This is a genomic window from Myxococcus xanthus, from assembly GCF_013116825.1.
Classification (GTDB): Bacteria; Myxococcota; Myxococcia; order Myxococcales; family Myxococcaceae; genus Myxococcus; species Myxococcus xanthus_B.
Genome location: NZ_JABFNS010000014.1, coordinates 65,060 through 91,073 on the forward strand (window position 1 = coordinate 65,060; position 26,014 = coordinate 91,073).

Annotated in this window: 24 protein-coding genes and 1 pseudogene; 16 read left to right on the forward strand and 9 right to left on the reverse strand. The window is 69.7% G+C overall.

What is annotated here, in order from left to right; all coding sequences use genetic code 11:
* Nucleotides 1-59: 59 nt before the first annotated feature.
* The 5 genes from HNV26_RS06165 (at nt 60) to HNV26_RS06185 (ending at nt 4,382) form a co-directional block, all read left to right on the forward strand.
* Nucleotides 60-296, forward strand: a complete 237-nt coding sequence (locus HNV26_RS06165) for a hypothetical protein (RefSeq protein ID WP_171440958.1) — start codon at nt 60-62, stop codon at nt 294-296.
* Nucleotides 297-393: 97 nt separating this feature from the next.
* Entirely contained in the window at nt 394-753 is a 360-nt protein-coding gene (locus HNV26_RS06170) for a hypothetical protein (RefSeq protein ID WP_171440959.1), read from the forward strand.
* A 66-nt stretch (nt 754-819) separates the two neighbouring features.
* A complete protein-coding gene (locus HNV26_RS06175) occupies nt 820-2,673 on the forward strand; it encodes a cytochrome c/FTR1 family iron permease (protein WP_171440960.1) in 1,854 nt (617 codons plus the stop codon).
* A 37-nt stretch (nt 2,674-2,710) separates the two neighbouring features.
* The gene (locus HNV26_RS06180) at nt 2,711-3,472 is read left to right on the forward strand and encodes a GlsB/YeaQ/YmgE family stress response membrane protein (RefSeq protein WP_366816768.1); all 762 of its coding nucleotides are present in this window, start codon (nt 2,711-2,713) and stop codon (nt 3,470-3,472) included.
* Between the two features lie 244 nt (nt 3,473-3,716).
* The gene (locus tag HNV26_RS06185; protein ID WP_216611848.1) at nt 3,717-4,382 is read left to right on the forward strand and encodes a hypothetical protein; all 666 of its coding nucleotides are present in this window, start codon (nt 3,717-3,719) and stop codon (nt 4,380-4,382) included.
* Here the strand turns inward: HNV26_RS06185 and HNV26_RS06190 are convergent.
* Entirely contained in the window at nt 4,379-5,908 is a 1,530-nt protein-coding gene (locus tag HNV26_RS06190; protein ID WP_171440963.1) for an MBL fold metallo-hydrolase, read from the reverse strand. The genes HNV26_RS06185 and HNV26_RS06190 overlap by 4 nt on opposite strands.
* Nucleotides 5,905-7,200, reverse strand: a complete 1,296-nt coding sequence (locus tag HNV26_RS06195) for an HD domain-containing protein (RefSeq protein WP_171440964.1) — start codon at nt 7,198-7,200, stop codon at nt 5,905-5,907. The genes HNV26_RS06190 and HNV26_RS06195 overlap by 4 nt, the downstream gene beginning before the upstream one ends.
* Nucleotides 7,201-7,334: 134 nt before the next feature.
* Here HNV26_RS06195 and HNV26_RS06200 point away from each other — a divergent pair, with 134 nt between their 5' ends.
* From HNV26_RS06200 to HNV26_RS06210, 3 genes are all read left to right on the forward strand, one after another.
* Nucleotides 7,335-8,414, forward strand: coding sequence for a D-alanine--D-alanine ligase family protein (locus HNV26_RS06200; protein WP_171440973.1), 1,080 nt, complete (start codon nt 7,335-7,337; stop codon nt 8,412-8,414).
* Complete coding sequence (locus HNV26_RS06205) at nt 8,326-8,793, forward strand: GNAT family N-acetyltransferase (RefSeq protein ID WP_011555903.1); 468 nt, start codon at nt 8,326-8,328, stop codon at nt 8,791-8,793. Before HNV26_RS06200 ends, HNV26_RS06205 begins: the two co-directional genes overlap by 89 nt.
* A gap of 63 nt (nt 8,794-8,856) precedes the next feature.
* Nucleotides 8,857-10,356, forward strand: a complete 1,500-nt coding sequence (locus HNV26_RS06210) for a transglutaminase-like domain-containing protein (protein ID WP_171440965.1) — start codon at nt 8,857-8,859, stop codon at nt 10,354-10,356.
* A 22-nt stretch (nt 10,357-10,378) separates the two neighbouring features.
* Here HNV26_RS06210 and HNV26_RS06215 read toward each other — a convergent pair whose 3' ends face one another.
* Nucleotides 10,379-12,469, reverse strand: coding sequence for a thioredoxin domain-containing protein (locus HNV26_RS06215; RefSeq protein ID WP_171440966.1), 2,091 nt, complete (start codon nt 12,467-12,469; stop codon nt 10,379-10,381).
* Nucleotides 12,470-12,584: 115 nt separating this feature from the next.
* On the opposite strand from HNV26_RS06215, the gene HNV26_RS06220 reads away from it, so the two are divergent.
* On the forward strand, nt 12,585-13,952 hold the full coding sequence (locus HNV26_RS06220) for an ArnT family glycosyltransferase (protein ID WP_171440967.1): 1,368 nt from the start codon (nt 12,585-12,587) through the stop codon (nt 13,950-13,952).
* Between the two features lie 69 nt (nt 13,953-14,021).
* On the opposite strand, the gene HNV26_RS06225 is transcribed toward HNV26_RS06220, so the two are convergent.
* Genes HNV26_RS06225 through HNV26_RS06235 form a run of 3 tightly spaced genes read right to left on the reverse strand, consistent with a single transcriptional unit; the run spans nt 14,022 to nt 16,569 of the window.
* Nucleotides 14,022-14,729 carry an iron-containing redox enzyme family protein gene (locus HNV26_RS06225; RefSeq protein ID WP_171440968.1) on the reverse strand — a complete coding sequence of 236 codons (708 nt, stop codon included), beginning with the start codon at nt 14,727-14,729 and terminating at the stop codon, nt 14,022-14,024.
* Nucleotides 14,699-15,619, reverse strand: a complete 921-nt coding sequence (locus HNV26_RS06230) for a GNAT family N-acetyltransferase (RefSeq protein WP_171452776.1) — start codon at nt 15,617-15,619, stop codon at nt 14,699-14,701. Before HNV26_RS06230 ends, HNV26_RS06225 begins: the two co-directional genes overlap by 31 nt.
* Nucleotides 15,616-16,569 carry a DUF3419 family protein gene (locus tag HNV26_RS06235; protein WP_253816277.1) on the reverse strand — a complete coding sequence of 318 codons (954 nt, stop codon included), beginning with the start codon at nt 16,567-16,569 and terminating at the stop codon, nt 15,616-15,618. The genes HNV26_RS06230 and HNV26_RS06235 overlap by 4 nt, the downstream gene beginning before the upstream one ends.
* A gap of 34 nt (nt 16,570-16,603) precedes the next feature.
* Between HNV26_RS06235 and HNV26_RS06240 the strand changes: the two genes are divergently transcribed.
* From HNV26_RS06240 to HNV26_RS06260, 5 genes are all read left to right on the forward strand, one after another.
* A complete protein-coding gene (locus HNV26_RS06240; RefSeq protein ID WP_171445269.1) occupies nt 16,604-17,563 on the forward strand; it encodes a fatty acid desaturase family protein in 960 nt (319 codons plus the stop codon).
* Nucleotides 17,556-18,425, forward strand: coding sequence for a phosphatase PAP2 family protein (locus tag HNV26_RS06245; protein WP_171445268.1), 870 nt, complete (start codon nt 17,556-17,558; stop codon nt 18,423-18,425). Before HNV26_RS06240 ends, HNV26_RS06245 begins: the two co-directional genes overlap by 8 nt.
* A gap of 188 nt (nt 18,426-18,613) precedes the next feature.
* Nucleotides 18,614-19,222, forward strand: a complete 609-nt coding sequence (locus HNV26_RS06250) for a CAP domain-containing protein (RefSeq protein WP_253816278.1) — start codon at nt 18,614-18,616, stop codon at nt 19,220-19,222.
* Nucleotides 19,223-19,234: 12 nt separating this feature from the next.
* Nucleotides 19,235-19,825, forward strand: coding sequence for a DUF350 domain-containing protein (locus tag HNV26_RS06255; RefSeq protein WP_171445266.1), 591 nt, complete (start codon nt 19,235-19,237; stop codon nt 19,823-19,825).
* On the forward strand, nt 19,822-20,682 hold the full coding sequence (locus HNV26_RS06260; protein ID WP_171445265.1) for a hypothetical protein: 861 nt from the start codon (nt 19,822-19,824) through the stop codon (nt 20,680-20,682). The genes HNV26_RS06255 and HNV26_RS06260 overlap by 4 nt, the downstream gene beginning before the upstream one ends.
* A 12-nt stretch (nt 20,683-20,694) precedes the next feature.
* Here the strand turns inward: HNV26_RS06260 and HNV26_RS06265 are convergent, their stop codons facing one another.
* Nucleotides 20,695-21,462 (reverse strand): tRNA(His) guanylyltransferase Thg1 family protein, encoded by a 768-nt coding sequence (locus HNV26_RS06265; RefSeq protein WP_171445264.1) that lies wholly within the window; start codon nt 21,460-21,462, stop codon nt 20,695-20,697.
* Nucleotides 21,452-21,922, reverse strand: coding sequence for an ATP-binding protein (locus tag HNV26_RS06270; protein ID WP_171445263.1), 471 nt, complete (start codon nt 21,920-21,922; stop codon nt 21,452-21,454). The genes HNV26_RS06265 and HNV26_RS06270 overlap by 11 nt, the downstream gene beginning before the upstream one ends.
* Before the next feature lie 265 nt (nt 21,923-22,187).
* On the opposite strand from HNV26_RS06270, the gene HNV26_RS06275 reads away from it, so the two are divergent.
* Nucleotides 22,188-24,494, forward strand: a complete 2,307-nt coding sequence (locus HNV26_RS06275; protein ID WP_171445262.1) for a S8 family serine peptidase — start codon at nt 22,188-22,190, stop codon at nt 24,492-24,494.
* A 79-nt stretch (nt 24,495-24,573) separates the two neighbouring features.
* On the opposite strand, the gene HNV26_RS06280 is transcribed toward HNV26_RS06275, so the two are convergent.
* Nucleotides 24,574-25,353 (reverse strand): DNA topoisomerase subunit B, encoded by a 780-nt coding sequence (locus HNV26_RS06280; RefSeq protein ID WP_366816772.1) that lies wholly within the window; start codon nt 25,351-25,353, stop codon nt 24,574-24,576.
* A gap of 131 nt (nt 25,354-25,484) precedes the next feature.
* On the opposite strand from HNV26_RS06280, the pseudogene HNV26_RS06285 reads away from it, so the two are divergent.
* Nucleotides 25,485-26,014: pseudogene (locus HNV26_RS06285) on the forward strand (AAA domain-containing protein); the annotation flags it as partial.

Sequence of the window (26,014 nt, forward strand, 5' to 3'; positions counted from 1 at the left end):
TTCCTTCAAACGTTAAGCGCACAATCCAGACCTCACCCGTCAGTCCCGAGGAGTTCCGGATGCACACGACGTGGATGCGAGGACTTGGATTGGTTGCGGCGGTGGTGATGATGGCCTGTGGCGGCCCCGTGGAGGAGGCTCCCGTGGACGAAACGGGCAGCGCCGAGCAGGAGCTGCGCCTGTGTGATTTGCAGGGCCGGTGTGCCGCCAACGAGGTCTGCGTGGGCGGCCCCGGTGGCACCTGCTACCCGTGCGACCGCTACCCGCAGTACTGCGAAATCATCATCGAGAACTAGCGCGAAGGTGAAGCACGAGGCGCCCGGCCATCCATCCGGCCGGGGGCCTCCCATCCCGCCGCGTGGCACCTCCTGACGCCATGCACACTTCCACGGGATGCAGACCACCCTCCTCTCTCGTCCCATCGACGTGCCGTGGCGGACCGCGGCCCTCTCCAGCGCCGCCGTGCTCACGGCCTCCAACGTGGCCGCGCTCGTGGCCAGCCTCCGGCTTGCTCCCTTGCTGCGTCACCGGCTGCGGCCCCGGTCTCGTGCCCTGCCCGCCCTGGCCGTTGGGGCCACCGCGCTGGGAGCGCTCGCCATCGGCGCGCTCAGCATCGGCACCCTGGCCATCCGAGCCCTGACCATTGGCAAGCTGCGGGGTGATGACTGGCAGGTGGATTCACTCCGCGTGGGCTCGCTCCAGGTCGTCGAGACGATTGGCCCCACGGGCAGCGCTGGCGTAGGCGCGACCTGAGTCCGGCAGATTTTGAAGTTGCTTCGCAAGATTGAAAGGCCACCACCCCACTGGTAGAGGGGTGGCATGACTCGCGCCGCCTCGCTGCTGCTGTTCCTCCTGCTTGCCTTGCCTATCGCGTCCCGCGCGGACGACGGCGCCTCCGAGGAACGCACGTGGCACCGGCTCATCGGCATCCTCCAGTACCTGGAGGCGGACTATCCGCTCGCCATCGAGTCGCAGTCCGCGTTCGAGCTGGCGGAGCAGAAGAGCTTCGCGGCGGAGGCGGTGGACGCGGCGCGTGGCCTGGGCCCCGCGGCAGCGGCCTTCCTGCCTCGCGTGCAGGACATCCAGGCCCGCGTGGACAAGGGCGAGGACCCTGACGGCGTCAGCCGCGACTGCGGTGAGCTGGTGGAGAACCTCGTCACGGCCGGAGGCCTGGCCCGCAGCCCACGCCGCCCGCCGGACCTGGCGCTGGGCCAGTCGCTGTTCGCCACCAACTGCGCCGCGTGCCATGGCGCCGACGGCAGCGCGAACGTGGCAATCGCCGCCAACATGGAGCCGGCGCCCGCCAACTTCCAGGACGCGGAGCTGATGGAAGGCCTCACGCCGTACAAGGCCTTCAACACCACCAGCTTCGGCGTGCCCGGCACCGCGATGCCGGCCTACCCCACCCTGTCCGAGGAGGAGCGCTGGTCGCTGGCCTTCTACGTCTTCACCATGCGCCTGCCCCAGTGCGAGGGCACGCCGCCGCGCGTCTCCCTGGAGCGGCTGGCCAACGCCACCGACGCGGACCTGGTGAAGGAGTTCGGCCAGGAGAACCTCGCCTGTCTGCGCCGGAAGATGCTGGACGCGGACGAGGAGCGCTCGCTGCTCGCCGCCCGGGAGAACGTGCAGCAGGCCATGCGCCTGGGCGCCGCGGGTGACATCGCCGGCGCGAAGGCGGCCCTGCTGGACGGCTACCTCAACGGCGTGGAGCCGGTGGAACCCAAGCTCAGCGCGCGCGACGCGGCGCTGACGCTGAAAATCGAGCAGGGCTTCCTCAAGGCCCGCATGGCGGCGGAGCGCGGCAGCCCGCACCTCCAGGACGAGGGCCGGGAGCTGCTGGCCCTGCTGGACCAGGCGCGGCGTGACTCGGGCACCACCGCGAGCCTGCTGTCCACGATGTGGCTGACGCTACTCATCCTGCTGCGCGAGGGCTTCGAAGCGACCATCATCGTCGCGGCGCTGCTGGCCGCGCTGCGGAAGATGAAGGCCACCGAGCACGCCCGCGTGGTGCACTTCGGGTGGATTTCCGCGCTCATCGTCGGCGCGCTGTCCTACGTGCTCGGCCGCCACCTGCTGGCCGGCGCCCAGCGCGAGTGGATGGAGGCCATCGCCGCGCTCGCGGCGGTGGGCATGCTGGTGTACGCGGCGCTGTGGCTCAACGCCCGCTCCAACATCAGCCAGTTCATGGGCGAGCTGCGCGAGAAGATGCAGGGCGCGCTGGGCCGAGGCAGCATGCTGGGCCTGTTCCTCATCGCCTTCACCGCCGTGCTGCGTGAGAGCTTCGAGACGGCCATCTTCCTTCAGGGGCTCGCGCTGGACTCGCCACAGGGCGTGGCCTGGGGCGCGCTCGCGGGCGCGGTGGCCATGGTGGTGATGGTCCTCTTCATCAACCGGCTGGGTTACCGCCTGCCGATGAAGACGCTCTTCAACGCGTCCACCGTCATCCTGGTCCTCACCGCCGTGATGCTGCTGGGCAAGGGCCTGCACTCGCTGCAGGAAGTCGGCGCGCTGCCGCTCGCGCCCGTGCCCTTCATCACCGTGGACATGCTGGGCATCTATCCGGACGCGCTCTCGCTCGTCCCCCAGCTCCTGCTGGGCGGCATCCCGCTGGCCATCGTGCTGCTGCGCCGCAAGGGCCGCCCCCAGCCTGTTTCCGAGGCCTCCGCTGGTTAGGGCGACGCGCGCCCGTCGTTGCGGTAGCGTGTCCCAGGTGAAGGTTTCACGAGCCCACTCCATCGGGTTGGCCATGCTGGTCCTCTCGGGCCCAAACGCCGCTTGGGCGCAGGAGCCCCCCGCGAGCGAGCCCGCCCGGGCACCCGCCTCCGAGCTGACGCCGCCTCCCCTGGTTCCAGCCCCGGGCGGCTGGGACGCGCCGACGCGCCGCGACGAAGACGCCGGGGACGACTCCCGCACGAGCCAGGAGACGGAGGGCACGACCTCCGTCAATGAACAGGCCCTTCCTGGCAAGGCCCGCGCCCGCGCCACGGACCCCGTGCCACGGGTGGCGGTGGAGTTCCTGGGTGGCGCCGGTGGCGGCATCATCGCGGGCTCCGTGGGCCTCATCACGGGCTTCTTCGTCGGTGCGTCCACGGTGGGCTGCGACGAGTGCAGCATCGTCGCGGGCGTCGGTGGATTGACGGGGGTCGTGGTGGGAATCCCGGCCGGGACATGGCTGGGTGGAAAGCTCATGGGCGGCCGGGGCACCTTCCTCGCCACCGCGGGCGGCAGCCTCATCGGCTGGGGCGGCACGTTGCTCGGCTCCGCCCTGCTGGGCATCGGAGACAACGAACCCGGCGGCGCGGTGTTCCTGCTGCTGCTCCCCGTGGTGGGCGCCGTGGCGGGCTACGAGCTGTCATCGCCGGGGGAAGAGCGCCCCGCGCTCACGCGCAAGGCCCCCAGCACGTTCCAGGTGGTCCCCGTCGCCGGGATGGGCGAACGCGGGCCTCGCCTGGGCCTCGCCGGGAGCTTCTGATTCTGAGGCGAATCACCCCGGGGCATCGGCGCACCTCGGGAGCTCGCTGTTCGGAAATGTCGGGACATTTCGCTGCTCCAAAGTCCCGACATTTCCGAACAGCGCCCCACGGACCTCGCCCCCGCCCCGCGGAGCAGTCCTCCTGAGACGCGCCGGCGGCGCACCGTCCGTTCAGCGCGAAACCCATCAGGGAGGCGATGGCATCCGTGCCCGCGCCGTGCTCTCACTACGAGCACCAGCGCCCATGCTCTCCCATCCGAACCGCCCCTTCCTGCTGACGCTCCTGCTGCCCGCCCTCGCGCTCGCCCAGCCAACGGATGAGGCGCCGCGGATGTCAGAGCCCGTGACGGCCACGCAGCAGCGGCCCTCGGTGGGCCGTCCATCACCGGCCTCTCCCCGGAGGCATCCGTCCCAGGATGCGCCGTTCCCGCTGGGCGCGCGCCTGGTGGGTGAAACGGTGGGCGGCGCGCTGATTGGCGCCTCGGGCCTCGCGGTGACCTTCCTCGGAGGCGTCCTCGTGTCGGACCGGGTGTCCTGCGGCTACAGCGAGTGCCGCTCCGGGAGGAACCTCAGCCTCATCAGCGCTTCGATTGGAATGGGGCTCGGCGCGGCGTCAGGCGTGTACCTGGGAGGCTCGCTGATGGATGCACGCGGCGGATTGCTGCCCACGCTGCTGGGCGGACTGGTGGGAACGGCCGCGCCATTGGTCGTCGTGGCGCTGTCGGACGAAGCGTCCTGGGCGGTCCTCGCCGCCACCTTCGCCGTGCCCGTGGCGACGTCCATCCTCGCGTTCGAGCTGTCCCATGGCGCCTACGAGCGGCGACGCCAGCAGCAGCGCCCCGTGGTGATGGTGCCCACGGTGAGCCTGGCCCCGGGAGGCGGGGCGCTGGGGCTCGCCGGCCGATTCTAGGCGCGGAAGTACTGGAGCGACTCCTCACGCACGAGGCCTTCCTCCACCAGCTTCTCCAGGGTGGCCAGCGCGCTGCGCTCCGCGAGGGGATGCAGCAGCGGCGGCGTGTCCGCGTAGGCCTGGGACACCACCTGCGCCAGCGTGGCGCCGTTGGGTGTCACGGACTGGAGGATGAGCGCCTCCCGCGCCGCCCGGTGGTCCAGGTACTCCTGGAGCTTCGCGGGCCCGTCCGGAATCGGTGAGCCATGCGCCGGGTACAGCGTGCTCACGGGCCAGTCCCGCAGCCGCGCGAGCTGCGTCAGGTAGTCCCGCATGTGCCCCTCCGGCGGGTCGATGACGATGGTCCCCACGCCGGCCACCATGTCCCCCACCACCGCCGAGCGGCTGCGCTCATCCACGAGGCACACGTGCCCCTGTGCATGCCCCGGCGTGTGCAGCACGCGCCAGCGCTGCGGCACCGCGCCCGCCAGCTCCAGCACGTCACCGTCCTCCAGCAGCCGCTCCACGGGGAAGTCCAGGCGGTCCGCCGTACGCGCGTGGCACCACAGCGGGATGCCCAAGCGCTCCTTCACCGCGCGCGCGCCGCCCACGTGGTCACCGTGATGGTGGGTGAGCACCACCGCCACGGGCCGCAGCCCCTCCGCCTTCAGGCCCGACACCAGCGACAGCAGCTTCGCGTACTGCTTCACGTCCGCGGCGCCCGGGTCCACGATGAGCAGCTCGCCGTTGCCCAGCACATACGCGTTGGTATGCGCGGCCGGCGGCAGCGTGGGCGTCTCCAGCGCCACCACGCGCACGCCCTGCTGGAACTCGATGCGCTGCGAGACGTAACCCGGGCAGAACGGAGGCGACGCCAGGCGCGCCAGGACGTCGGACGCATCCGTGAAGGAGCCCAGCACCTGGAAGGCATGCACCGCGGGCGGGTGCAGCAGCGCAGTACCGTCTCCCCACCGAGCCAGGGCATCCGCGGGCGTCACCCAGGCGCCCTCCGTGAGCTCTCCAGGCCACCACTCCGCGCGCGCGTGGGCGGGCATCTCCACCAGGTAGAAGCGTGTATCGAAGCGCACGGGCAGCGCCGGCGGCGTCACCCACCGGCCCGCGGCCCGGAAGTCATCCGCGTTCAGCGACAACCCCTCCGCCCTCAACAGAGCGCCCCACCCCAGCGTCTCGTCCAGGAGCGCCTTGCGCAGCGACGCCACCTTCGCGGCGGACAGCGCCTCGGCGCCGTGGGCCACCAGCACGCCCGTCTCCTCGAAGAGCTCGCGCGCCGCGGCCGAGCGCAGCGCCGCCTCCTCTCCACTGGCGCCCGCCACCGGCACGTCCGCGTCGGCCGCGTCCAGCTTGCCGCCGGGAAAGGCGTAGAAGCCGCCCGCGAAGCGAAGCGCCTTGCCGCGCTTCACCCAGAAGACCTCCACGCCCTCCCCCGCGCGCCGGTACAGCAGCGCCACGGAAGAAGGGCGGGCCTCCACCGGCCTGTGGGTCAGCAGGTCCAGGCCCAGGCCCAGGCCGGGAAGACGCTCGCTCATGACTCCACCGCCTGGCCGAGGACCCGGCCCATCAACGCATGTGCCTTGTCCGCCTGGTCTGGGCGGACGTACAGCCGGACGAGCCGCACCGCGCCACTGTAGCGCTGATACAGCGGCGTGTAGCGCGCCACCTCGGTCAGCCGGCCGGTGGAGGCGTCGATGATGAACAGGCTCGGCCCTCGGCCAGACGGCCCGGAGGTGTACTTGCTGAGCACGTTCTGGGACTCGACGACGTAGTGGTCGAACTTGTGGGACACCAGCGCGCTGCGCAGCACGTCCAGGTCGTAGCCCGTGTCCCGCTCCGTGAACTGCGCCAGCAGCTTGTAGCCCTGCCGCTGGCTGATGCGCTGGGCCCATGGATTCTTGGAGCGGCGCAGCGTGTACCAGAGCGCCGAATCGTCACAGAGCAGGAACTCTTCCGGATCCGAAGGAATCTCGAACTCGCCGGGCGACTCCTCGTAATAGCGCCGCAGCATGTAGTCGAAGTTCACGGAGGTGTGGTGCAGGTACACCGACACGAACATGTGGTAGCGGCTGAGGAGGAAGTCCTCGAAGGCGAAGGCCGCCGCCCGGCTGAGGGCGAGGTAGGCCCGCCCGTCCTTCACGGCGGGATTGAGGTTGCTGACAATCCAATCCATGTCGTACCGGCCATAGTTGACGCCTGTGTAGAAGGAGTCGCGCAGCAGGTAGTCCATGCGGTCCGCGTCCAGCTCACCGGAGACGATGGCGCGTAGCAGCGGCGTCCAGTCCACGCCCTGGTGCGTGAAGCCCGGGTCCTTCGGCGGCTTCGCTCCCGACACCAGCGCCACCGCCGCCATGGGCGTAATCCCCATGCCGCCGAAGTGCTTCTCGATGATGGGCGTCAGCGAGCTGTCGAGGAGGATTTTCGCCGTGTAGTCCTCGTGCGTGGCCAGCTCGCCCTCCGCGGTGCCGTCCAGCCAGGATGGCAGGCGCAGGAGCGAGCGCTTCGGGGCGATGCGCTCCGAGGCATGCGACAGCGGCATGTGCCCCAGGTCATGGCAGAGGACCGCCAGACGCACCGCCGCGCAGAAGCGCTCCCGCACGTCCTCCGGCAGCGACGAGCGGGCGGCCACCGCGCCGAACACGCGCGAGGCGACATGCATGGCGCCCAAGGAATGGATGTGGCGCGTGTGCGTGGCCCCGGGAAAGGCCAGGTCCCCGAAGCCAAGCTGTCGGACATACCGCAGCCGCTGGTAGTGCCGGCTGTCGATGACGGCCTTCTCGGGGTCGCTGACCGGGATGGTGCCGTGGATGGGGTCACGGATGCGCATGATTCCCTTTCCATACTCCTGGATACCCCCTCGGGAGGTCATCAAACGTACCGCGAACCTTTCCGGGGGGCAGCCGGCCTCACGTGCGGACTGTGATGGAGGCAGGGGACGTGGTAACCCTCCCGCACCACCGAATGCACATCATCCTGCTGCACAACCGCGACCACGACCTCCTTGAGGACGACCCTGGGCGGGAGGCCCGGGAGGATGTGGTCCGTGTCGTCTCCTCCATGGCGGACGCCCTCAACCGGGGCGACACCCTGGCCGAACCGCTCGCCATCGAAGGCGACCGGCTCGACTTCATGGACACCCTGCGCCGGTGCCAGCCGGACCTGGTCGTCAACCTCTGCGAGTCGTTGGCGGCCGACAGTCGGGGCGAGATGGCCGTCCCCTGCCTGCTGGACGTGCTGGGGCTGGCCTACACAGGCTCGAGCGCGCTGTCCCTGGGCCTGGCGCTGCACAAGCCCAAGGCCAAGGAGGTCCTCACCGCGCGCGGCGTGCCCACGCCGCCCTTCCACGTGGTGGAGCGCCTGGAGGATGCACTCGCGGTGGACCTGCCCTGGCCGCTCATCGTCAAGCCCGCGCGGGAAGACGCCAGCATGGGCGTAACGTCGGAGTCCGTGGTGCACGAGCGCGCCGCGCTGGTCCGCGCCTGTGACGCGGTGCTCCGTGAGTTTCATCAGCCGGCCCTGGTGGAGCAGTTCATCCCCGGGCGGGAAATCTATGTGCCGCTGCTCGGCAACCGGCCGCGCCAGGCGCTGCCCCTGACGGAAATCGTCTTCGGTCGTACGTTCGAGGACAGACCCAACATCGTCTCCTACAACGCCAAGTGGGAGGCGGCGTCGGCGGAGTACCGGGACACCACCAGCGGATTGTGCCGGCTGGACGCGAACCTGGAGTCCCGTTGCGTGCAGGTTGCGCTGGAAGCCTTTGCAGCACTGGACTGTCAGGACTATGGACGGGTCGACCTCCGGGTATCCCCGGAGGGCGTGCCCTACGTCATCGACATCAACCCCAACTGCGACCTTCACCCGAGCGCGGGGTTCGCCAAGGCCGCCCTGGCCGCCGGAATGGACTATCCGGCCCTGGCGTCCCGGCTCGTGGAGGTCGCGCTCGAGAGAGCACATGGACATCCGTCCCATCGAAGAAAAGGATCGGGCGCCAATCGCCGCCCTGATTCGAAAGATCGAAACCTTCTCGCCGCAGGAGGTTGAGGTCGCCATCGAGCTGGCGAACACCACGCTCACGCCGGGAAACACGGACTACGCCATCATCGTCGCGGACCGCGACGGCGAGCTCGTGGGCTACATCTGCTACGGCCCCACGCCGATGACGGAGGACACCTACGACCTGTACTGGATTGCGTCCGCACCGGAAGTTCGCGGTCAGGGCGTGGGAGCCGCGCTGGTGTCCGCCATGGAGGGCGACCTGCGCCGCCGCAACGGGCGCCTCATCCGCGTGGAGACGAGCGCCACCGAGGCCTACGGCCCCACGCGCGGCTTCTACGCCTCCATGAAGTACGGCGAGGAGGCCCGCATCCGGGACTTCTACAAGGTGGGGGACGACCTCATCATCCTCACCAAGCGGCTGTAATCCCCACGCCGCCAGGCCGGGCGGGTGAAGACAACGGCCCCTTCCCTCGTTAGAAGGGGCACGATGACTCGCACGCACCGACCGACCTTGCTGGCCCTCGTGCCCCTGTGTGCCCTGCTGGTGGGCGCACCGTCCGCGCTCGCGAGGGCGCCCGCCCCGGCGGCCAAGGCCACTGCCACACAGGCCCCCGTCTCCGACGTGGTGAAGGCCGCCCGGCCCAAGGGCGGCGAGTACTTCGGCCTGTACCTCATGGACAAGAAGGTCGGCTGGCTCTTCACCGACCTGGAAGTCCTGCCGGGCCAGCCCGCGCGGGTGAAGACGACCAACCGGCTCGTCTTCAAGGCCATGGTGGGCTCGCGCGTGTCGGAGCGCATGCATGACGAGGAGCGCATCTACGAGGCGAAGCCCGGTGGGCGCCTGCTGTCCTTCATCGTGAAGCAGACGGGTGATGGCGGCACGCAGACGCTGGAGGGCTCGGCCACCGCGGACGGCTTCCAGGTGGTGCGCAAGCGCCCGGGCCGCCCGGATGAGACGCTGCCCAAGCTGCCGCCGACGAAGGAGCGGGTGGAGGACGCCGACCCGCCGCGCGTGGCGCTGCTGCGCAAGGCGAAGGTGGCGGGCTTCTCGTTGGATGGAATGGACCTGGAGTCCTACGGCCTCTCCACCACCGTGGAGCCCGAGGAGCAGCGGACCATCAACGGCGTGCAGGTGAAGCTGGGCAAGGCCGTCACCGTGTCGGAGAAGGAGAAGGTTCCCGTCGTTTCGTACCTCACCCAGCGCGGGGAGATGGTGCTGGTGGACTACGGCACGACGATGCAGGCCCGGAAGGAGACGGAGGCCGTCGCCAAGCGGCTGGACCTGGTGGAAGTCTTCGGCCTCACCCGCGTGGTGCTGCCCAAGCCGCTGCCCGAGTCCGCGCGCACCGTGCCCGGCCACGTCACGCTGGTGGTGCAGGGCCTGCCCGCGAAGTTCCAGGAGCAGACGTACCGCCAGCAGTTCAAGCCGCAGCCGGATGGCAGCGTGGAGGTGACGCTGTCCGCCGTCGCGCCCAAGACGCGCAAGCCCCTGCCGCTGACGGACCCGGAGGGCGGGGAGAACCTCAAGTCCACGCTCATGGTGGAGAGCGACGCGCCGGCCATCCGCGAGTTGGCGAAGCAGCTCGTGGGGACGGAGAAGGACGCGTACCGCATCGCCCAGAAGGTGAACACCTGGGTGTACTCCAACCTGGAGAAGGACTACGGCGCCAGCGCGGACCGGGCCACGGACGTGCTGAGCCAGAAGAAGGGCGACTGCACGGAGCACTCGCTCCTGTCCGTGGCGCTGCTGCGCGCGGCGGGCGTGCCCGCCCGGCGCGTGGACGGCGTCATCTACATGGTGAACCAGGACGGCGTGCCCGCCCTCTACTGGCACGAATGGGTGGAGGCCTTCGTGGGCGAGTGGACCCAGCTGGACCCCACCTTCAACCAGGTGGTGGCGGACGCCACGCACTTCGCCTTCGGCAAGGAAGGCAACGCCGAAATCACGCCGCTCATCGGCGCGCTGAAGGTGACGGCCGTCAAGTGACGCAGGCCGCGCCGGCCCCTGCTCAGGGGCCGGTGAGCGCCGCCAACCGCTGGGTCAGCACGTCCGGCGCGGTGACGGGCAGCTCGCAGACGAAGCCCCGGCACAGGTAGGCTGCGGCCCGTCCCTTCACGGGCTCACGTCCTTCGAAAGTCCCTTGTAGCAACGCGGGCACGGGCTGCCCTGGCGCCTTCCAGGCCAGCGCCACCGTGGGCGCGAAGGCACGGTCCATGGCGGCCCGCAGCGGCGCCACGTCGTCGGACGCGCCCGCGACGGTGACGGACGCCGCGCCCTCCAGCAGCGCATCCGCCGCCAGGCCCAGGTAGCCATAGCCCATGGTGTTGCGCACGAGCCCGTCGTGCATCCGCGCCACGTAGCGCTCCGGCAACTCCAGGTGCTGCTTGTCAGCCGTGAGCGCCGCCAGCTCCACCTGCGCCTCCGTCAGCGTGGAGGCGCCGGACGGGGAGGCGTTGTCGAAGAGGCCATACGTCGCCACCACCAGGTCCTTCTGTCCCCGGGGCGCGGTGAGGTACGCCGCCTTCTCCGCGTCCCAGAAGAGGTCCACGGCCCGGCGCACCAGCGCGTCCGCCGCCTCCAGGTACTTCACGTCGAAGGTCGCCTGGTAGAGCGCGGTGAGGCCCGAGGCCAGGTCACCGTAGTCCTCCAGGAAGCCGTCGATGCGCGCCTGTCCCTCCTGGTACGAGCGCGCCAGCCGCGTCCCGTCCCACGCCTTCTCCAGCACGAAGTCCGCGGCGTCCGCCGCCCACTGCGCCCACTCCGGCCGGCCGAAGACACGCGAGGCCAACGCGAGGCCGCGAATCATGAGCCCGTTCCATCCCGACAGCAGCTTGTCGTCCCGGCCCGGCTTCACCCGCCGCTCCCGCGCGTCGAAGAGCGCCTGCTTCGCCGTGGCCAGCTCGCGCTCCACGGCGTCTTCGGAGACGCCGCGCTCCCGCGCCAGCTCCGACACGGGCACCACCACCTCCAGCACCGTCGCGCCATGCTCGAAGTTGCCGCCGGGCTTGATTCCGAAGTGACGCAGCACCAGTTCCGCCTGCGCTTCCGGCAAGGCCGCGCGGACCTCCTCCGGGCGCCAGACGAAGAACCTCCCCTCCTCGCCCTCGCTGTCCGCGTCCTGCGCCGCGTAGAAGCCGCCGCCCGCGTCGGTCATCTCGCGGCGCACGTAGGCCACCGTCTCCTCCACCACCTTGCGCCACAGCGGGCGCGGCTCCACCTGCTGCGCCTGCGCGTAGAGGTGCAGGAGCTGCGCGTTGTCGTAGAGCATCTTCTCGAAGTGGGGCACCAGCCAGCGCTCGTCCACCGAGTACCGGTGGAAGCCGCCGCCCAACTGGTCATAGATGCCGCCCAACGCCATGCGCTCCAACGTCAGGAACACCGCGTCCTTCAACGGCGCGCCCCCGCCTCTACGCCACGCGCGCAGCAGCAGCGCGAAGTTCATCGGGTTGGGGAACTTGGGCGCGCCGCCGAAGCCCCCGTGGACCGTGTCCACCTGCTTCGCCATGCGCTGGCCCATGCCCACCACGTCCGCCGCCGTCAGCACGGCGGGCGCGGCCTCCAGCCCGTAGGTGGCCAGCTCCCCGAGCCCCTCCTCGAACTGGGCCGACTGCCGCTGCACCTCCTCCTGCTTGTTCTCCCACGCGTCCCGCAGCGCCATCAGCAACCGGGGGAAGCCCGGGCGCCCGTAGCGGTCCTGCGGCGGGAAGTAGGTGCCGCCGTAGAAGGGCTTCAAGTCCGGCGTGAGGAACACCGTGAGCGGCCAGCCGCCGCCCTGCCCCATGAGCTGCACCACGCCTTGATAAATCTGGTCCAGGTCCGGCCGCTCCTCGCGGTCCACCTTGATGTTGATGAAGCCCTCGTTCATCAGCCGGGCCGTCTCGGGTAACTCGAACGACTCGTGCGCCATGACGTGGCACCAGTGACAGGCGGAGTAGCCCACGGACAACAGGATGGGCTTGTTCTCCGCCTTCGCCTTCGCGAGCGCCTCCTCCCCCCAGGGGAACCAGTCCACGGGGTTGTGTGCGTGTTGGCGCAGATACGGAGAGGGCTCCCGGGCCAGGCGATTGGAAGTGTCAGCTGACGGAGGGGGCGTGGCCATCGGGACTCCAGGAAGAGGACGGGCTGTCGAGATACGAACCCGCGTGAGGGCGGGCAAGTCGAAAGCACTGGAGGGATGGTGGTCAACAGAGGGGCGGACGGAGTAGGTCGCCGCCGTGTCTCCGCCGCCCCCCGCCTCGACGGGCCTCAGTCTGAAGACCTGCGTGGCGCTGCTCGGCGTGGCGATGGCGGCGCGGCTCGCCCTGGTGCTGGGCACGGACGTCTACTTCGACACCGCCTACTACTGGCAATGGTCCCGCCAGCTCGACTGGGGCTACTTCGACCATCCACCGTTGGTGGCCTGGCACATCGCCCTGCTGGGCATCGAGGGCACGGCGATGCTGTGCGGCGTGGGGACGGTGGCCGCGGTGTGGCGGCTGGCGCGCGACGTCCATGGCGATGCGGCGATTGCCTGGCGGGCTGCGGCGCTGTGGAGCGTCGTCCCTGCGGGCGCGGTGGCTGGCGTGTGGCCCACGCCCGACTCGCCCCTGCTCCTGTTCTGGACACTGGCCCTGTGGGCCCTGTGGCGGGAGCGATGGGTCCTGGCGGGACTGGCCGGAGGGTGCGCCCTGCTGTCGAAGTACCCGGCCGTGCTGCTGGGCGTGGCGTTCCTCATCACCACGGTGCGAGCGCGGCGGATGCCCTGGGGCGCGTGGCGCACGGCGACGCTGGCGGGCGCCTTCTTCGCGCCGGTGGTGCTCTGGAACGCGGGCCATGACTGGGTGGGCTTCGCCTTCCAGCTCAACCATGGCCTGGGCCGCGACTGGCGCAGCAGTTGGAGCACCTTCGGCGAGTTCCTCGCGGGCCAGCTCGCCTTCGGAGGACCGGTGCTCTTTCCCCTCGCGCTGGTGTACGGCGTGCGCGGTCCGCGCGAGCACTTCCTGCTGCGCATGGCGGCCTGCGTCCCCCTGCTCTTCTTCGGCTACGCGTCGCTGCGCACCCGGGGCGAGGCCAACTGGCCGTCCGCGGCGTACCTCGCGGCCTGCGTGGGCGTGGCGGGCATGCGGCCCGTCTGGCAGCGCGCGGCGGCGTTCAGCGGGCTGGCGGTGGTGCTGGTGGTGGGCTCGCACCTGCTCTTCCCCGTGCTCCACTTCCGCCGGGACAGGGCGCTGTGGCGGACGCACGGCTGGAGCGCCCTGCGCGAGCTGGCCACGCCGCAGCGGTTGTTCCCGGAGCTGACGCCCGACAATGTGGCCGCCGTCTACGCGCCCAACTACCAACTGGCGTCCCAGGTGGCCTACTACGCGCGGCGGCTCACGAAGACGGGGGCACCGGCCCGCTTCAGTCAGTATGACCTCTGGGCCGCCCCGGACGTGACGCCCGGGCAGGACGTCCTGTGGGTGAGCGAAGGCGGAGCGCAGCCCCCCGAGGAGCTGGCCTCTCGCTTCACCACGGTGCAAGGCCCCGTGGAGTTCTTCGGTGACTTTCGTGGGCGACGGCTGCACACCTTCCAGGTGTGGCGGCTGCGAGCGCGCAAGCCCTGAGCGCCGACTCCGGGAACATCCGCGTCCCAGCCAAGACACGGCACGGGAAGGCCCCAGCGGGCCGCCGCCCTAATCCAGCCGACGGTGACGCGCCCGGAACAGCGCGTCGTACAGCCCCAGGAAGAGGTGCCCGCCCAACACCAGGCCCTGCTCAATCTCCGCGGCCCCCGCGTCCGTCTCGTAGGGCGCATCCAACTGCCGGTAGAAGCCTTCCGCGTGCTCCTCGTCGAGATCCGCGTGCGTAGGGTAGTGCACCACCTCGCCGTGCTGGAGCCAGCCCCGCGCGACGATGGCGCGGCCGAGGTCCAGGGAGATGCCGCTGAACAGGTCCTCGATGATGCCGAACACGGCGAGCCCCGTGTGCGGCCCCTCGAACGCGGCGATGCCAGTGAGCGCGACGTTGAAGGCACGCACCTCCGGCCAGGTCACATGGTGCTCCACGCGCGCTGTCTCAACGCCCAGGCGCGAGAGGAGCAGGTGGAACGTGCGCTCGTGGCCGTGAGCCAACGTGCCGCGTCCGTGCTCGTCGAAGATGTTCTCCACCAGCGGCAGCCGCTGGGTGGGCTGCGGAAGCCGGCTGGCGAGCATCGCCATGGGCCTGGAGAAGTGCGCCACCGCGGAGGAGAACTGGAGCTGCGTTTCGACGAAGTCCTCCCGCGCGAAGGAGCCGTCTCTCAGCGCGCGCAGGTAGGGCGCATCCAATGCGTTCCACTCCGCCTTGAGCCCGGCGATGTGCTGACGCAGCTTCAGATTTCGGACGAGGGGAGGTGCACCCATGCTGGCGCTCTGACAGGAAAGGAGAGGTCGAGAGAATAGACGGTGCACACCGAATCAGGAGCGATGCCCACCTCTCGCAGCCAGTGGACGTGGTCCTCCAGCCGCTCGTCGATGCTGAAACAAGCGAGCGCCTCCTCCCCGAGCGCCGCCAACTCCACACCGCAGGTACGAAGGTACTCGCCCCAGCCATGCGTCCAGGCTTCGGGCGGCGCCGCCAGATGGACCAGCGGCCACGGGCGCCCCGTGGACAACCGCTGAAGGTCCTTGGCCCCCGCCGTGGTGCCCCACCCCGCCCCTTCCAGCGTCCTGGCGGGCGCGGGCCCCAGGCGGAGCCCTGTTCCCGTGGGGCGCGGGGGTGCACTCCGCGTATCCAACGCCTGAAGCCGAGCGGGCGGCACGAAGTAGAGCGCGAGCTGGCTCGTGGGGCGCCCCATGCGCAGCGGATTCCACCCACGGGCGATGCGCATCACGTCGCCCCGGGCGCCGCGCATGGCCGCGCCGTAGAGGAAACGAATCCGGCGCAGCGGGGGAATGAGGAAGAGGTGCTTGAGGCCCTGAAGCAGGAGCTTCGTGGAGAGGCCGGAGCCCCGCGCGTGCTTCGCCAGCTTGAGGTCGCAGATGTAGAGCGCATCCACCTTCCGCGTCCCGTGCCAGACCGGGCGTAACACCCCCGTCACGGAACCGAGCAAGTCGTCGCCACGGAGCGCCAGCAGGAAGTACGCCTCTCCCATGGAGGAGAAGAACGGGTGGTAGCCGGGCCCATGGTCGATGAAGAAGTGGTCGGCCCCATCCGCGAGTGGATAGAGGATTTCACGCTCCAGCAGGCGCAGCCGCTCGACATAGGGCCCGAGCGAGTCGGGCCGGGCAACGATGAAGCGCACGTCACTCATGGGCTGCCTGGCACGCGGAAGCCGACTTCGATGCGCTCGTAGAACAGGCTCCTGTCCCTGGCAAGCAGCTCCGCGCCGAGCGCGTCATCGAACTCGAAGGCGGGCTGGAAGAAGCGGCGAAGATCCCGGCGGTTGTTGAGCTGACGGATGAGGACGGCGCAACCGGGCCGTGCCTCACGCGCGAGCGCCCCTGCCCACTCCGCCACCAGCGCGTCCTCCGACCAGTCGAAGATGTTGGAGAGCGAGATGACGTCGAAGCGGTCCAGGCGCGGCACATCCGGCAACGAGCCCTGGACGAGCGTCAGCGCCAGCGGGCCTTCAGCCCGGAGATATTCGGGGGCATCCTCACGCAAGTACCTGCCGAGCAGCACGTGCTGGAGGAAGGGATTTCGAGGCGCATCCTCTCGCTGGAGCCCGCGTTCGAAGACCGCCTGGAAATAGCCAGGATACGAGCCGGGCTCGGCATGCTGTGTCGCCGCGGGACCAAACATGGTGTTCAGCAGCGGCGCCGCCAGGGCCAGCTCGAAGGCCACGGGCCAGTAGGGCGAAGCGAACCAGCGGACACAGGCCTCCCGGCGTTGTGAGGCCGGAGTGGCCGGCGCGAAGAACGCGGCGAGTTCGTGCGCGGGCGCGACGAACTCCTCGATGAAGCGGCGGAGCGTGCGGAAGAGCCCCTCGAATTCGCCTCGCTGATTCAGGGCCGCCGCGTCCTCCGCTTCCACGCTGTAGCGCGACAGCGGAAGGCTGCCGAGCCCCGCTGCCTTCTCCCGGACATGCGCGAGCTGACGCGGGTTGAAATCGAAGCCCACCAGTTCGAGCGCGGGATGGCGCCGCGCCAGGGTGAGGAGCGTGCAGCCTCCCGAGGCCACCGTGAGCACGGCCCGCGCCCGCGTGCGTTCGACGAGCGCCAGCTCCAGCGCGGCATCCTCCCGGACAACGGCGAACTTCAAGCGAAGGGGTGGCGTCGAAACCAGGCCAGGTTCCATGGCATGGTTCTACCTCGGAACCTCCATGCCGCTCGCGACAGAATCCCTCACCCCTTCGCAGTTGCGTGAATTGGAGCAGGTCGATGCGCGGCACGTTCCGCGGCTCGCCGTGTTCCTCATGCTCTACCTGGGCGCGGCGGCGCTGTCCGTGGTGCTCGCGGCGCGGGACGCGGCCTGGACAGACTGGCTCGCTCGCGCCCCGCTGTACCTCCTCGCCGCGGCGTCGTTGCATGGCATCAGCCTGTTCACCCACGAGGCCGTCCACGGCGGCCTCGCACGGCGGCCCTGGTTGAACCGGCTGGGTGGCATCGCCTGCGCGCTCCCGGTGTTGCAGAACTACGCGGCCTACAAGGTGCTGCACCTGAAGCACCATGCCGACCTGGGCGGAGGGAAGGACCCCGACCACTACGCCAACTACACGGGCCGGCGGTGGCTGGAGTTGTTGATGCATGTGGGCCGGCTGCTGCTCGGCTATCCCGCCTACATCACGATGATTCCCATCCTGGGCTGGCGACAGGGAACGACCGCCGAGCGCCGATGGGTGATGTTCGAAGTGGCGCTGGCCGTCGCGGGCCTGACGGCCGCGGTCATCTTCATCCCCGGACAGGTGCTGCTCCACGCCTGGGCGATTCCGATGCTCCTCCTCAACACCCTGGTCAACGTCCGGGGCATGAGCCAGCACACCTTCCTGCCAGAGAGCACGCACCCGGTCCGAGGCTCCCGGACCATCCTGTCGAACCCGGTGACGCGCTTCTTCATGTGCAACGAGAACTACCACCTGGAGCACCACCTGTACCCTCGGGTGCCCTGGTACAACCTGCCCGAGTTGCACCGGACGCTGCGCGCGGACCTCGTCGCGCAGGGGGCGCCCTTCATCCCGTCCTACTTCTCGTTCGTGCGCGGCGTCCTCTCCGGCTCGCTCATCCGAGGGGCGAAGCCCGCCACGCCCGATGCCTGAGCGGATGTACCCGCACGAAGTCCTGCTGGCGGCGTTCGGCATCGCCCTCTCGGCGGCGCTGGTATTCGTCGCGGGAGTCTCCTCGGCGGCCACCGCGCAAGCAGTTGGCGGCACGGCGCTGTTCATGGCCAGCGTGGCGCTGCTGGCGCGACTGGATGCAGTGGCCCATGTCTTCCGGGCACGGCTGCTGCTCGCCTACCTCGCGACGTTCTTCTTCTATGCCTCCGTGAAGCAGACCGTCCCCGCGCTGGGCCTCGTGACGCGTGACGCCTGGCTCCTGTCCGCGGACGTGTTCCTGTTCGGCATCACCCCGGCCGCCTGGCTCCAGCGGTGGAGCACGCCCTGGGTCAACGAACTCTTCAGCGCCAGCTATCTGGCGTTCCACGGCTACCTGCACCTCGCCATGGCCTGGGCGCTGGTGGGGCCCCGTGCGCGGGCGGAGCGCTTCTTCGTCGACGTCTTCTCCGCCTATGTCCCGGGCATCGCCGGCTACTACTTGATGCCCGCCATCGGGCCCATGGCCGCCTGGCCGGAGCTGTTCACCCTCCCCATCGAGGGCGGCTGGCTCACACAACTGAATGCCACCGTCGTGGCGAACGGCTCGTCCACCTACGACCTCTTCCCCAGCCTGCACACGTACATCACGCTGGTGCTGCTCGAACACGACCGGCGCCAGCACCCGTGGCGATTCCGTCTGATGGTGCCCGTCGCCGTGGCCATCCTCATGTCCACGCTGGTGCTGCGCTATCACTATGCCGTGGACCTGCTGGCGGGCGCCGTGTGGTTCATGGGGTTTCGCGCCTGCTTCCCGAGGCTCCAGGCGTGGACGGCGCCATCGAACCTGGCTCGGGCAGGACAGTGATGGGCTAGACGCCCCGCCCGTGAATGACTTCAGAAGCACGACGCTCGCATACACGGTGCCCATGAAGACCATCGAAGTACGCCAGGCCGACGAGCGGGCGCTCGCCGGAGTGAGTGCGGACAGCGCCTTCCGATTCGGGCATGTGAAGCGAGAGGATGGCGCTCCACACCCCGTGGAAAGGAGCAGTCATGAACGCACGTTTTCTTGCTGTCGCTGTCCTGGGTGCCGCGATGTTCACCGGCTGTGGTGAGCCGGAGACCTCCCCTGAGACGCCCACTGGAGAAGGCGTTGTCATCCCGCCCGTGGAGACGCAGGAAGGGTCCGCCACGGTCACCGCCGCCGCGTACTGCGACGACGTGACGACGTGGAATTCGGCGTGGACGGCCCTGGAAGACCAGGTGCTCGTGCTCGTCAACGAGCGCCGCGCCGCCGGGGCCGTCTGTGGCGGCGTGGCCAAGCCGCCCGCGCCCGCGCTCAGCAACAACCCCCAGCTGCGGTGTGCGGCGCGCAAGCACTCCAAGGACATGGGCACCAACAACTTCATGAGCCACACGGGCTCGGACGGCTCCACGCCCTGGCAGCGGATGAACTGGGCGGGCTACACGTACCGCAACGCCGCGGAGAACATCGCGGCCGGCTACTCCACGGCGCTTGCCGTGGTGAATGGCTGGATGGCCAGCACCGGGCACTGCAACAACATCATGAACCCGGCGCTGCTGGAGATGGGCGTCGGCTACTTCAACGCGCCGAGCAGCACGTACCGGCACTACTGGACGCAGGCCTTCGGCCGGCAGTAACACCGGGCTAGAATGCGAGGCCGGGCGCTCATCCAGGGCGCCCGGCTCGCCTCGTTCGTCATGGACCTCGCCCTGCTCTTCGTCGGTCTCATCAAGGTGGTGTTCGGCGGCCTCGTCGCCGCGCTGGGCATCTGGCTCGCGCTGCGTGGACTGAGCCGCATCCTCGGCGCCAACCCCGTGGAGGAGCTGCGCCAGGGCAACGTCGCCGCCTGCCTCGTCCACGCCGCCAGCCTGGTGTCGCTGGGCCTGCTGGTGCAGCACGCGGTGCAGGCCACGTCGGACGCGCTGGACCTCACCGTGCAGAATCCGCCCCTGCATCTGGTGGTCGTGGGCCGGCTGGTCGCGGTGGCCGTCCTGCACGTGGGGCTGTCACTGGCCGTGGGCGTCACCGTGCTCGGCACGGGCGTGCTGCTGTTCGACCGGATGACGCCGGGCATCGACGAGTTGGCGGAGGTGCGCAAGGGCAACGTCGCGGCGGCGCTCATCCTCTCCGCCATCCTGCTGGTGCTGGCGCTGCTGACCGCCCCGGGCCTCCAGGCGGCGCTCAACGGGCTCATCCCCTTCCCCCAGCTCCCTGAAGGGACGCTGCGCGCGCCCGCGTGAAGACGCTCTTCAAATGGATGCTCGGCGTGGTGGGCCTCGCCAGCTGCGTCTGCTGCTGTGGCCTGGGCACGCTCGGCCATCTGGCGGGCATGGACATCGCGCCACCGGAGCCCGGCCATCCCAGCGGCGCCCGCGCGGTGGATCTGGGACTGGTGCTGCTCCCGCCGGGCACCTCACCGCAGCGGGCTCGCGATTACGACTGGCGAGCGGACAGCATCCAGCCCCCCGAGCACCACGTCGCCTACGGACTGGGGACAGCGCTGGCCCAGACGCTGGCGGAGGAACACGCGGCGCTGGGCCGCCGGCTGCACTACCGCTCACTGGGCAGGGAGCGCTTCTCGTTCAACGCACCGCCCGGCTGTAGCGCCGACATGCGCTGCATCTACGAGGAGTTGATGCGCACCAACGCCGAGCCCGTGCGGAGGCTGGGTGACACCTTCGTCGCCTCCATCCGCGAGCGGAGGCTGGATGCCGGGCAGGCCACGCAGCTCATCCTCGGCTTCGTTCAGAGCATCGACTACGAACTGCCGGAGGACGAGGCCTTCGGCATCGTCCCGCCGGCGCTGGTCCCCGCCGAGAATCGCGGCGACTGCGACTCCAAGGCGGTGCTCGCGGTGATGCTGCTGCGGCAGGTGGGAGTCGACGCGGTGGTGCTGTACTCCGACCCGCTGTCCCACGCGGCGGTGGGCGTGGGGCTGCCCGGCAAGGGCACGGCGCTGCGCTACGCCGGGCGCAGCTACCGGTACGCGGAGGTCACCGCCCAGGGCTGGCCGCTGGGCATGATTCCGCCCCAATACGACAAGCCCCGGCTGTGGAAGGTGCTGCCCCTCAACGGGGGGCCGGACACCGCGGGCTGACGCCCCTGGGCATCAGTCCGCCTCGGCCCCAGGCGCCGCGAGCAGGCCCCGCACCAGGTGCTCGTAGGCCTCCTTCATCGGCAGCTCGGAGTCGACCTTGAGCCGCCGCCGGAGCGTCTGGGTCCGCCGGCCATCCCGTGGGTCCACGCCCTCCTTCTGGTACGCCTCCCACCACCCCCCGCTTCCGCGCCGTTGCCACAGGGGCACGTCGTTGAAGTTGATGCCTCGCTGGAACAGCAGCTCGTTCTTGTAGCTCACGGGCTTGCCGTCCAGCTCACGGGTGGCCTGCGCCGCGCTCCGGCCCTCCTTGCGCAGCGTCCAGTAGCACCAGCCATGCAGCGAACACCGGCTGCCGTCCGCCTGCCGCCAAAGGAAGTAGTCCAGCACCGCCCGCTCCGAGGCGCCCAGCCACGCGCGGCCGTCGAACACCGCCGGGGCACCCGCGGCGTGCGTGAAGGTGGCGCTGGCCAGGCCCGCCGCCAGCGACACCACCTTCTCGACGGAGCGGTCGAAGAGCGCCCAGTCCGGCCGGAAGAGCACGGAGATTTCGTCGCTCTGCGTGTAGGCGTAGACGCCTTGGAGTTCCTCCAGCATCACGCTGGCGGTGCGCACCATGAACTGGTGGAACACCGGGTCGAAGGGCTTCTCGAAGCGGGCCTCGGTGAAGCGCGAGAAGCCCCGCCCATCCACGCGCAGCACCACCCAGGCGCCCGGCAGCATGCGCTGACCGTGGAACACCTCGCCCTGCCTTGCTCGCGCCGCCAGTTCCTCAGGGTCCATCGGGTTCCTCCATCCAGGGCTGGACGCGGATGCCACCGTCGGCGTCCAGCGTCACGTAGAACAGTGCGTCGAAGCCCTCCTCGAGCCGGGGCCGCTCGAGCTGCTTCACGGTGGCACGCAACGCCACCTCCGGCACCCGGGCGCGCCCTTCACGCAAGGCATTGCGCGCCAGGCAGTCCTCCAGCTTCGACGCGAAGTAGTAGCCAATGATTCGGGCCTGGTACTCACGCCCCAGGGCGATGAGTGGCGCGCGCACGTCCGCGGAGGGGTTGGTGTTGTCCACCACCACCGGCCGGCCCGCGGCCAGCGCCTCGGCGATGTAGCGACGCTGGCGGGCCTCCTTGCGAACGGCGTGGGGCCACAGGTCCTTGCTGACGTGCACGTGCGTGGCCGCGAAACGCTGTCGGTAGAGGCTGCTCTTGCCCGAGCCCTGCAAGCCAACGAAGAGAACCAGGTCCATGACGGCGGCTCCGGACGCCTCTGCGTGAGAGGGACTGACAGCGACGGCCCAGGCAATAACGCTGCCACGCGAAAAAGACACTCAACCCGACACATCGGTCGCGTCCGCGGTGTCACCCAAACGCCACGAATGCTTGTCATTCCAATGAATTCCCAGACTTGGGCATGCATTGACACACTCAGCTTAAGCAGACTAACAAGCACGTCTCGCTTTCCGAGGATTCAAGCGTCGTGCAGCACGGAAGTCCCTCTCAAGGAGACCCGCCATGCGTATGCCGTCCTCGTTGTCCCCGCTGTCCCTCCTGGCCCTCGGTTGGGGCTTGTCCGCGCCCGTCACGGCGCTCGCCGCGAACACACCGGACCTGCGCCCCAGCGTCATCCGGAGCACCGCCGCGCTGGGCCCCGCCCGGGTCCTCACCGGTGCCGAGGTCGAGAAGGCTCGCCTCGCCACGGGCATCGACCACTCGGCGAGCGGGACGTATGCCCTTGCCACGGGCGCCGGACATATCTTCCACCGGACGGCCCAGCCCATCCATGCATTGAAGACGCTCGATGTGCCGCGTGCGTCGGTCCAGCTCCACACCTGGCAGGAAGAGACGGCGGACGGCCGGCGCCAGGACTTCTTCGCCTACAGCCAGGGAGGCGTGGCGCTGCTGGGCCGCGTGCAGCCGACCGAGTACCTGGTGCGGTTGGAGCACGCGCGCTTCGATCCGCTGAAGGGCGCACAGCCCCTGGTCGCGGGCGTGCTCACCGCGGACGCAAGCAACACCCTGCACCTGGTGCAGTTCCACGCCACGCCCCTGCCGGAGTACCGCGACGCCATCACGGCCGCGGGAGGCAAGGTGCTGCGCTTCCTCACGGACCACACCTTCCTCGTGGAGATGAACGCCAGCACGCACAAGCGCGTTGCTGGGCTGCCCTATGTCCGCTGGGTGGGCGCGTACCATCCGGAGTACCGGGTGGAAGGCGTGCTGCGCGAGTCCCTCCAGGGGCGCGCTTTGAAACTGGAGCCGCAGCGCTACTCCATCATGGTGGGCGAGCGCGGCGCGGCGCGACAGGGCGAGGTCGCCTCGCTGGTCCGCTCGCTGGGCGGCACGGTGGAGCTCATCGAGGCGGGCGGCCTGCGCGTGGAGGCCACCCTCACCCAGTCCCAGTTGGAGCGGCTGATTCGCTCCAACGCCGTGCAGTACGTCGACCGCTGGGGCGGGCCGGGTGAGCTCGACAACAACAACGTCCGTCAGGTGGGCGGCGCGACCTTCCTTGAGGGCGTGGAGGGATTCACGGGTCAGGGCGTCCGCGGCGAAATCTTCGACACGGAGCTGCGCACCACGCACCAGGAATGGGCGACGCCTCCCCTCATCCACAGCACGTCCACCACGGGCAGCTTCCACGGCACCGCCTGCTACAGCATCAACTTCGCCCGAGGCGTGAACCCGGAGGCGCGCGGCCTGATTCCCTCCGGACAGGGCATCTTCTACCGCTACAACGAGTCCTCCCAGTTCGGCGGCACCAAGTCCCGCTACGACATCAACCGGGAGCTCATCGACCCGGCCGGGCCGTACCGCGCCGTGTTCCAGACGTCCAGCGTGGGCAGCGCGCAGGTGACGGGCTACACCACCATCTCCGCGGAGGTGGATGACTACCTGTTCCAGTACCCCATCCTCAGCACGCAGTCGCAGAGCAACACCGGCAACCAGAACTCGCGGCCACAGGCGTGGGCGAAGAACATCGTGTCCGTGGGTGGCATGTACCACTACGACAACACCAACCGCGGGGATGACCGGTGGAATGGCGGCGCCAGCGTGGGCCCGGCGGCGGACGGCCGCCTCAAGCCGGACCTGTCGTACTACTACGACCTCATCCGCTCCGCGTCGAACACCAGCGACACGTCCTACACCAACTTCGGCGGGACCAGCGCGGCCACGCCGCAGACGGCGGGACACTTCGGCCTGCTGTTCCAGATGTGGCACGAGGGCGTCTGGGCGGGCTTCGGCGGTGGCGCGGATGTCTTCGCCAGCCGTCCGAAGATGGCCACGGCGAAGGCGCTGATGATCAACATGGCGCATCGCTACAACTGGCTCGCGGGTGGCTCCAACGGCGACCTGACGCGCGCGCGGCAGGGCTGGGGCACCGCGGACGTGAAGCGCCTGTATGACCGCGCCGCCGTGACGAGCATCATCAACGAGACGGACACCCTGCTCCCGCTCGGCACGAATACGTACAACGTCACCGTGACTCCCGGGGAGACGGAGCTCAACGTCACCATGGTCTACACCGACCCCGCCGGCACGGTGGGCGCGGCGCACGCCCGCATCAACGACCTTTCGCTGCGCGTGACGTCCCCCACCGGCGTCGTCTACTGGGGTAACAACGGCCTGACGGCGAGCAACGTCTCCACGGCGGGCGGCGTGTCGAACAAGGTGGATACGGTGGAGAACGTGTTCCTCACCAACCCCGCCGCCGGCACGTGGACCGTGGAGGTGATTGGTGACGAAATCATCGAGGACACGAATCTGGCGACGCGCGTGCTGGACGCGACCTACGCGCTGGTCGTGAGCGGCGGCAAGATCTAGCAGGCCAGGGTTGAGCTGACGCAGGCGCCGGGCCGGTGTTCCCTTCGCGGGAGTGCCGGCCCGGACTGTTTCTGGAGTGCTACCGCGAGCCGCTCGTACGCCGTGCCAGGAGTGCCGGCGTCACCGGGTGCTCGCGAAGGAGCTCGATGAACAGGGGCTGGAGCTGCTTGCGGATGGCCTCCTCCAGGCCAGGGATGGCCAGCAACTCCTTGGTGGGGCCCGCGAACGCCATCTGCCTCCGGGGTCCACTCACGGCGACGATGGCCGTCAGTCCCCGCGCCACCCGCACCCAGGGGAATGCCCCCCGCGTCTCACCTGAGAGCTTCGCCAGTGCACCCCGGAGCGCCTGGGTGACACCCTTCACGTGTGCGCCATGCCGCACGGTCCGCACGGCATTGGCGAACGACAGCAACGTGCTGTCCTCGTCTTCGCACCACTGCAATGCACACTGGATGCGCAGTCCGTCCCACGTGAAGTCGAAGGCGACCGGCTCGGGGTGGAGATGAGGCCGAGCCTGCGTGAGGGCGTGAGCCCACTGCGCCACGCCACCGGGCAGATGCCACAGCGTGCGCGCTCCCCGCTGGAGGTCGGCGAAACTGACGCGCAGCCCAGGAGCGAGCGCCGCCAGCTCGTTACAGCGACGGGAAAGGCGAGCCCTGTCGAAGGCGAGCACCTCGAAGATGGTCGCGTCCGGAACGAAGTGGACGCGCACCCCTCGCTCCCCTCCCACCTCCAACACCACGTCCCTGCACTCCCCACAGCGAGCTTCTTCGTAGGCGACGTCCAGGAGGAAATAGACGAGGTGATGCAGCCCGTACTCGCCAAGGTCACCGCAGTACATGCCAGGACGCTTGCGCACGTTTTCGACAATGCCCCCAGGCAGATGCATCCCGTCATTCTACCCCAGCCTTCAGGCTCCCTCTCGCACTCCAGAACACGCGGACGTCCGTCCCACTGGCCCTGGCCCCGCCCCAGTGGCATGACAAGCCCATGGCCCGTGACGTCTCCTTCTTCGACCAGCTCGGCTCGCTCCTCGCCCAGGAACGCGAGGCCGAGAAAGCCCGCCTGGCCGCGCTCGCCCAGAGCCTCACGCTGCATGAGCGCGAGGAGCACGGGCTGTCCGTCCTGGACCTGGAGTCCATCGAGGAGGAGGTCGGCCTGGGAGGCCGCTTCCTCGTCACCCTGGGCCGCGCGGACCGCCGCCCCCTGCCCACCCGCCTGCACAACGGCGACCTGGTGGCCGTGCTGCCCCGCCGGGCGGAGGTGAAGGAGCCTGCCCGCGCGCTCATCTCCCGCGCCACCGCCACGCGCATCCAGCTCGCCTTCGACCGCTCCCCGCCGCCCTATGTCCACGAGGGCCTCTTGCGCCTGGACGTCGTCCCCAACGACGTCACCTATGACAGGCTGCGCGCCGGGCTCCAGCGCATCAAGGCCCTGGACAAGGGCGCCGAGCGGCACAAGCGCGAGGTCGTCCTGGGCAACGAGCCGCCCCGCTTCGACAAGCCCCGCGAGTTCGAACC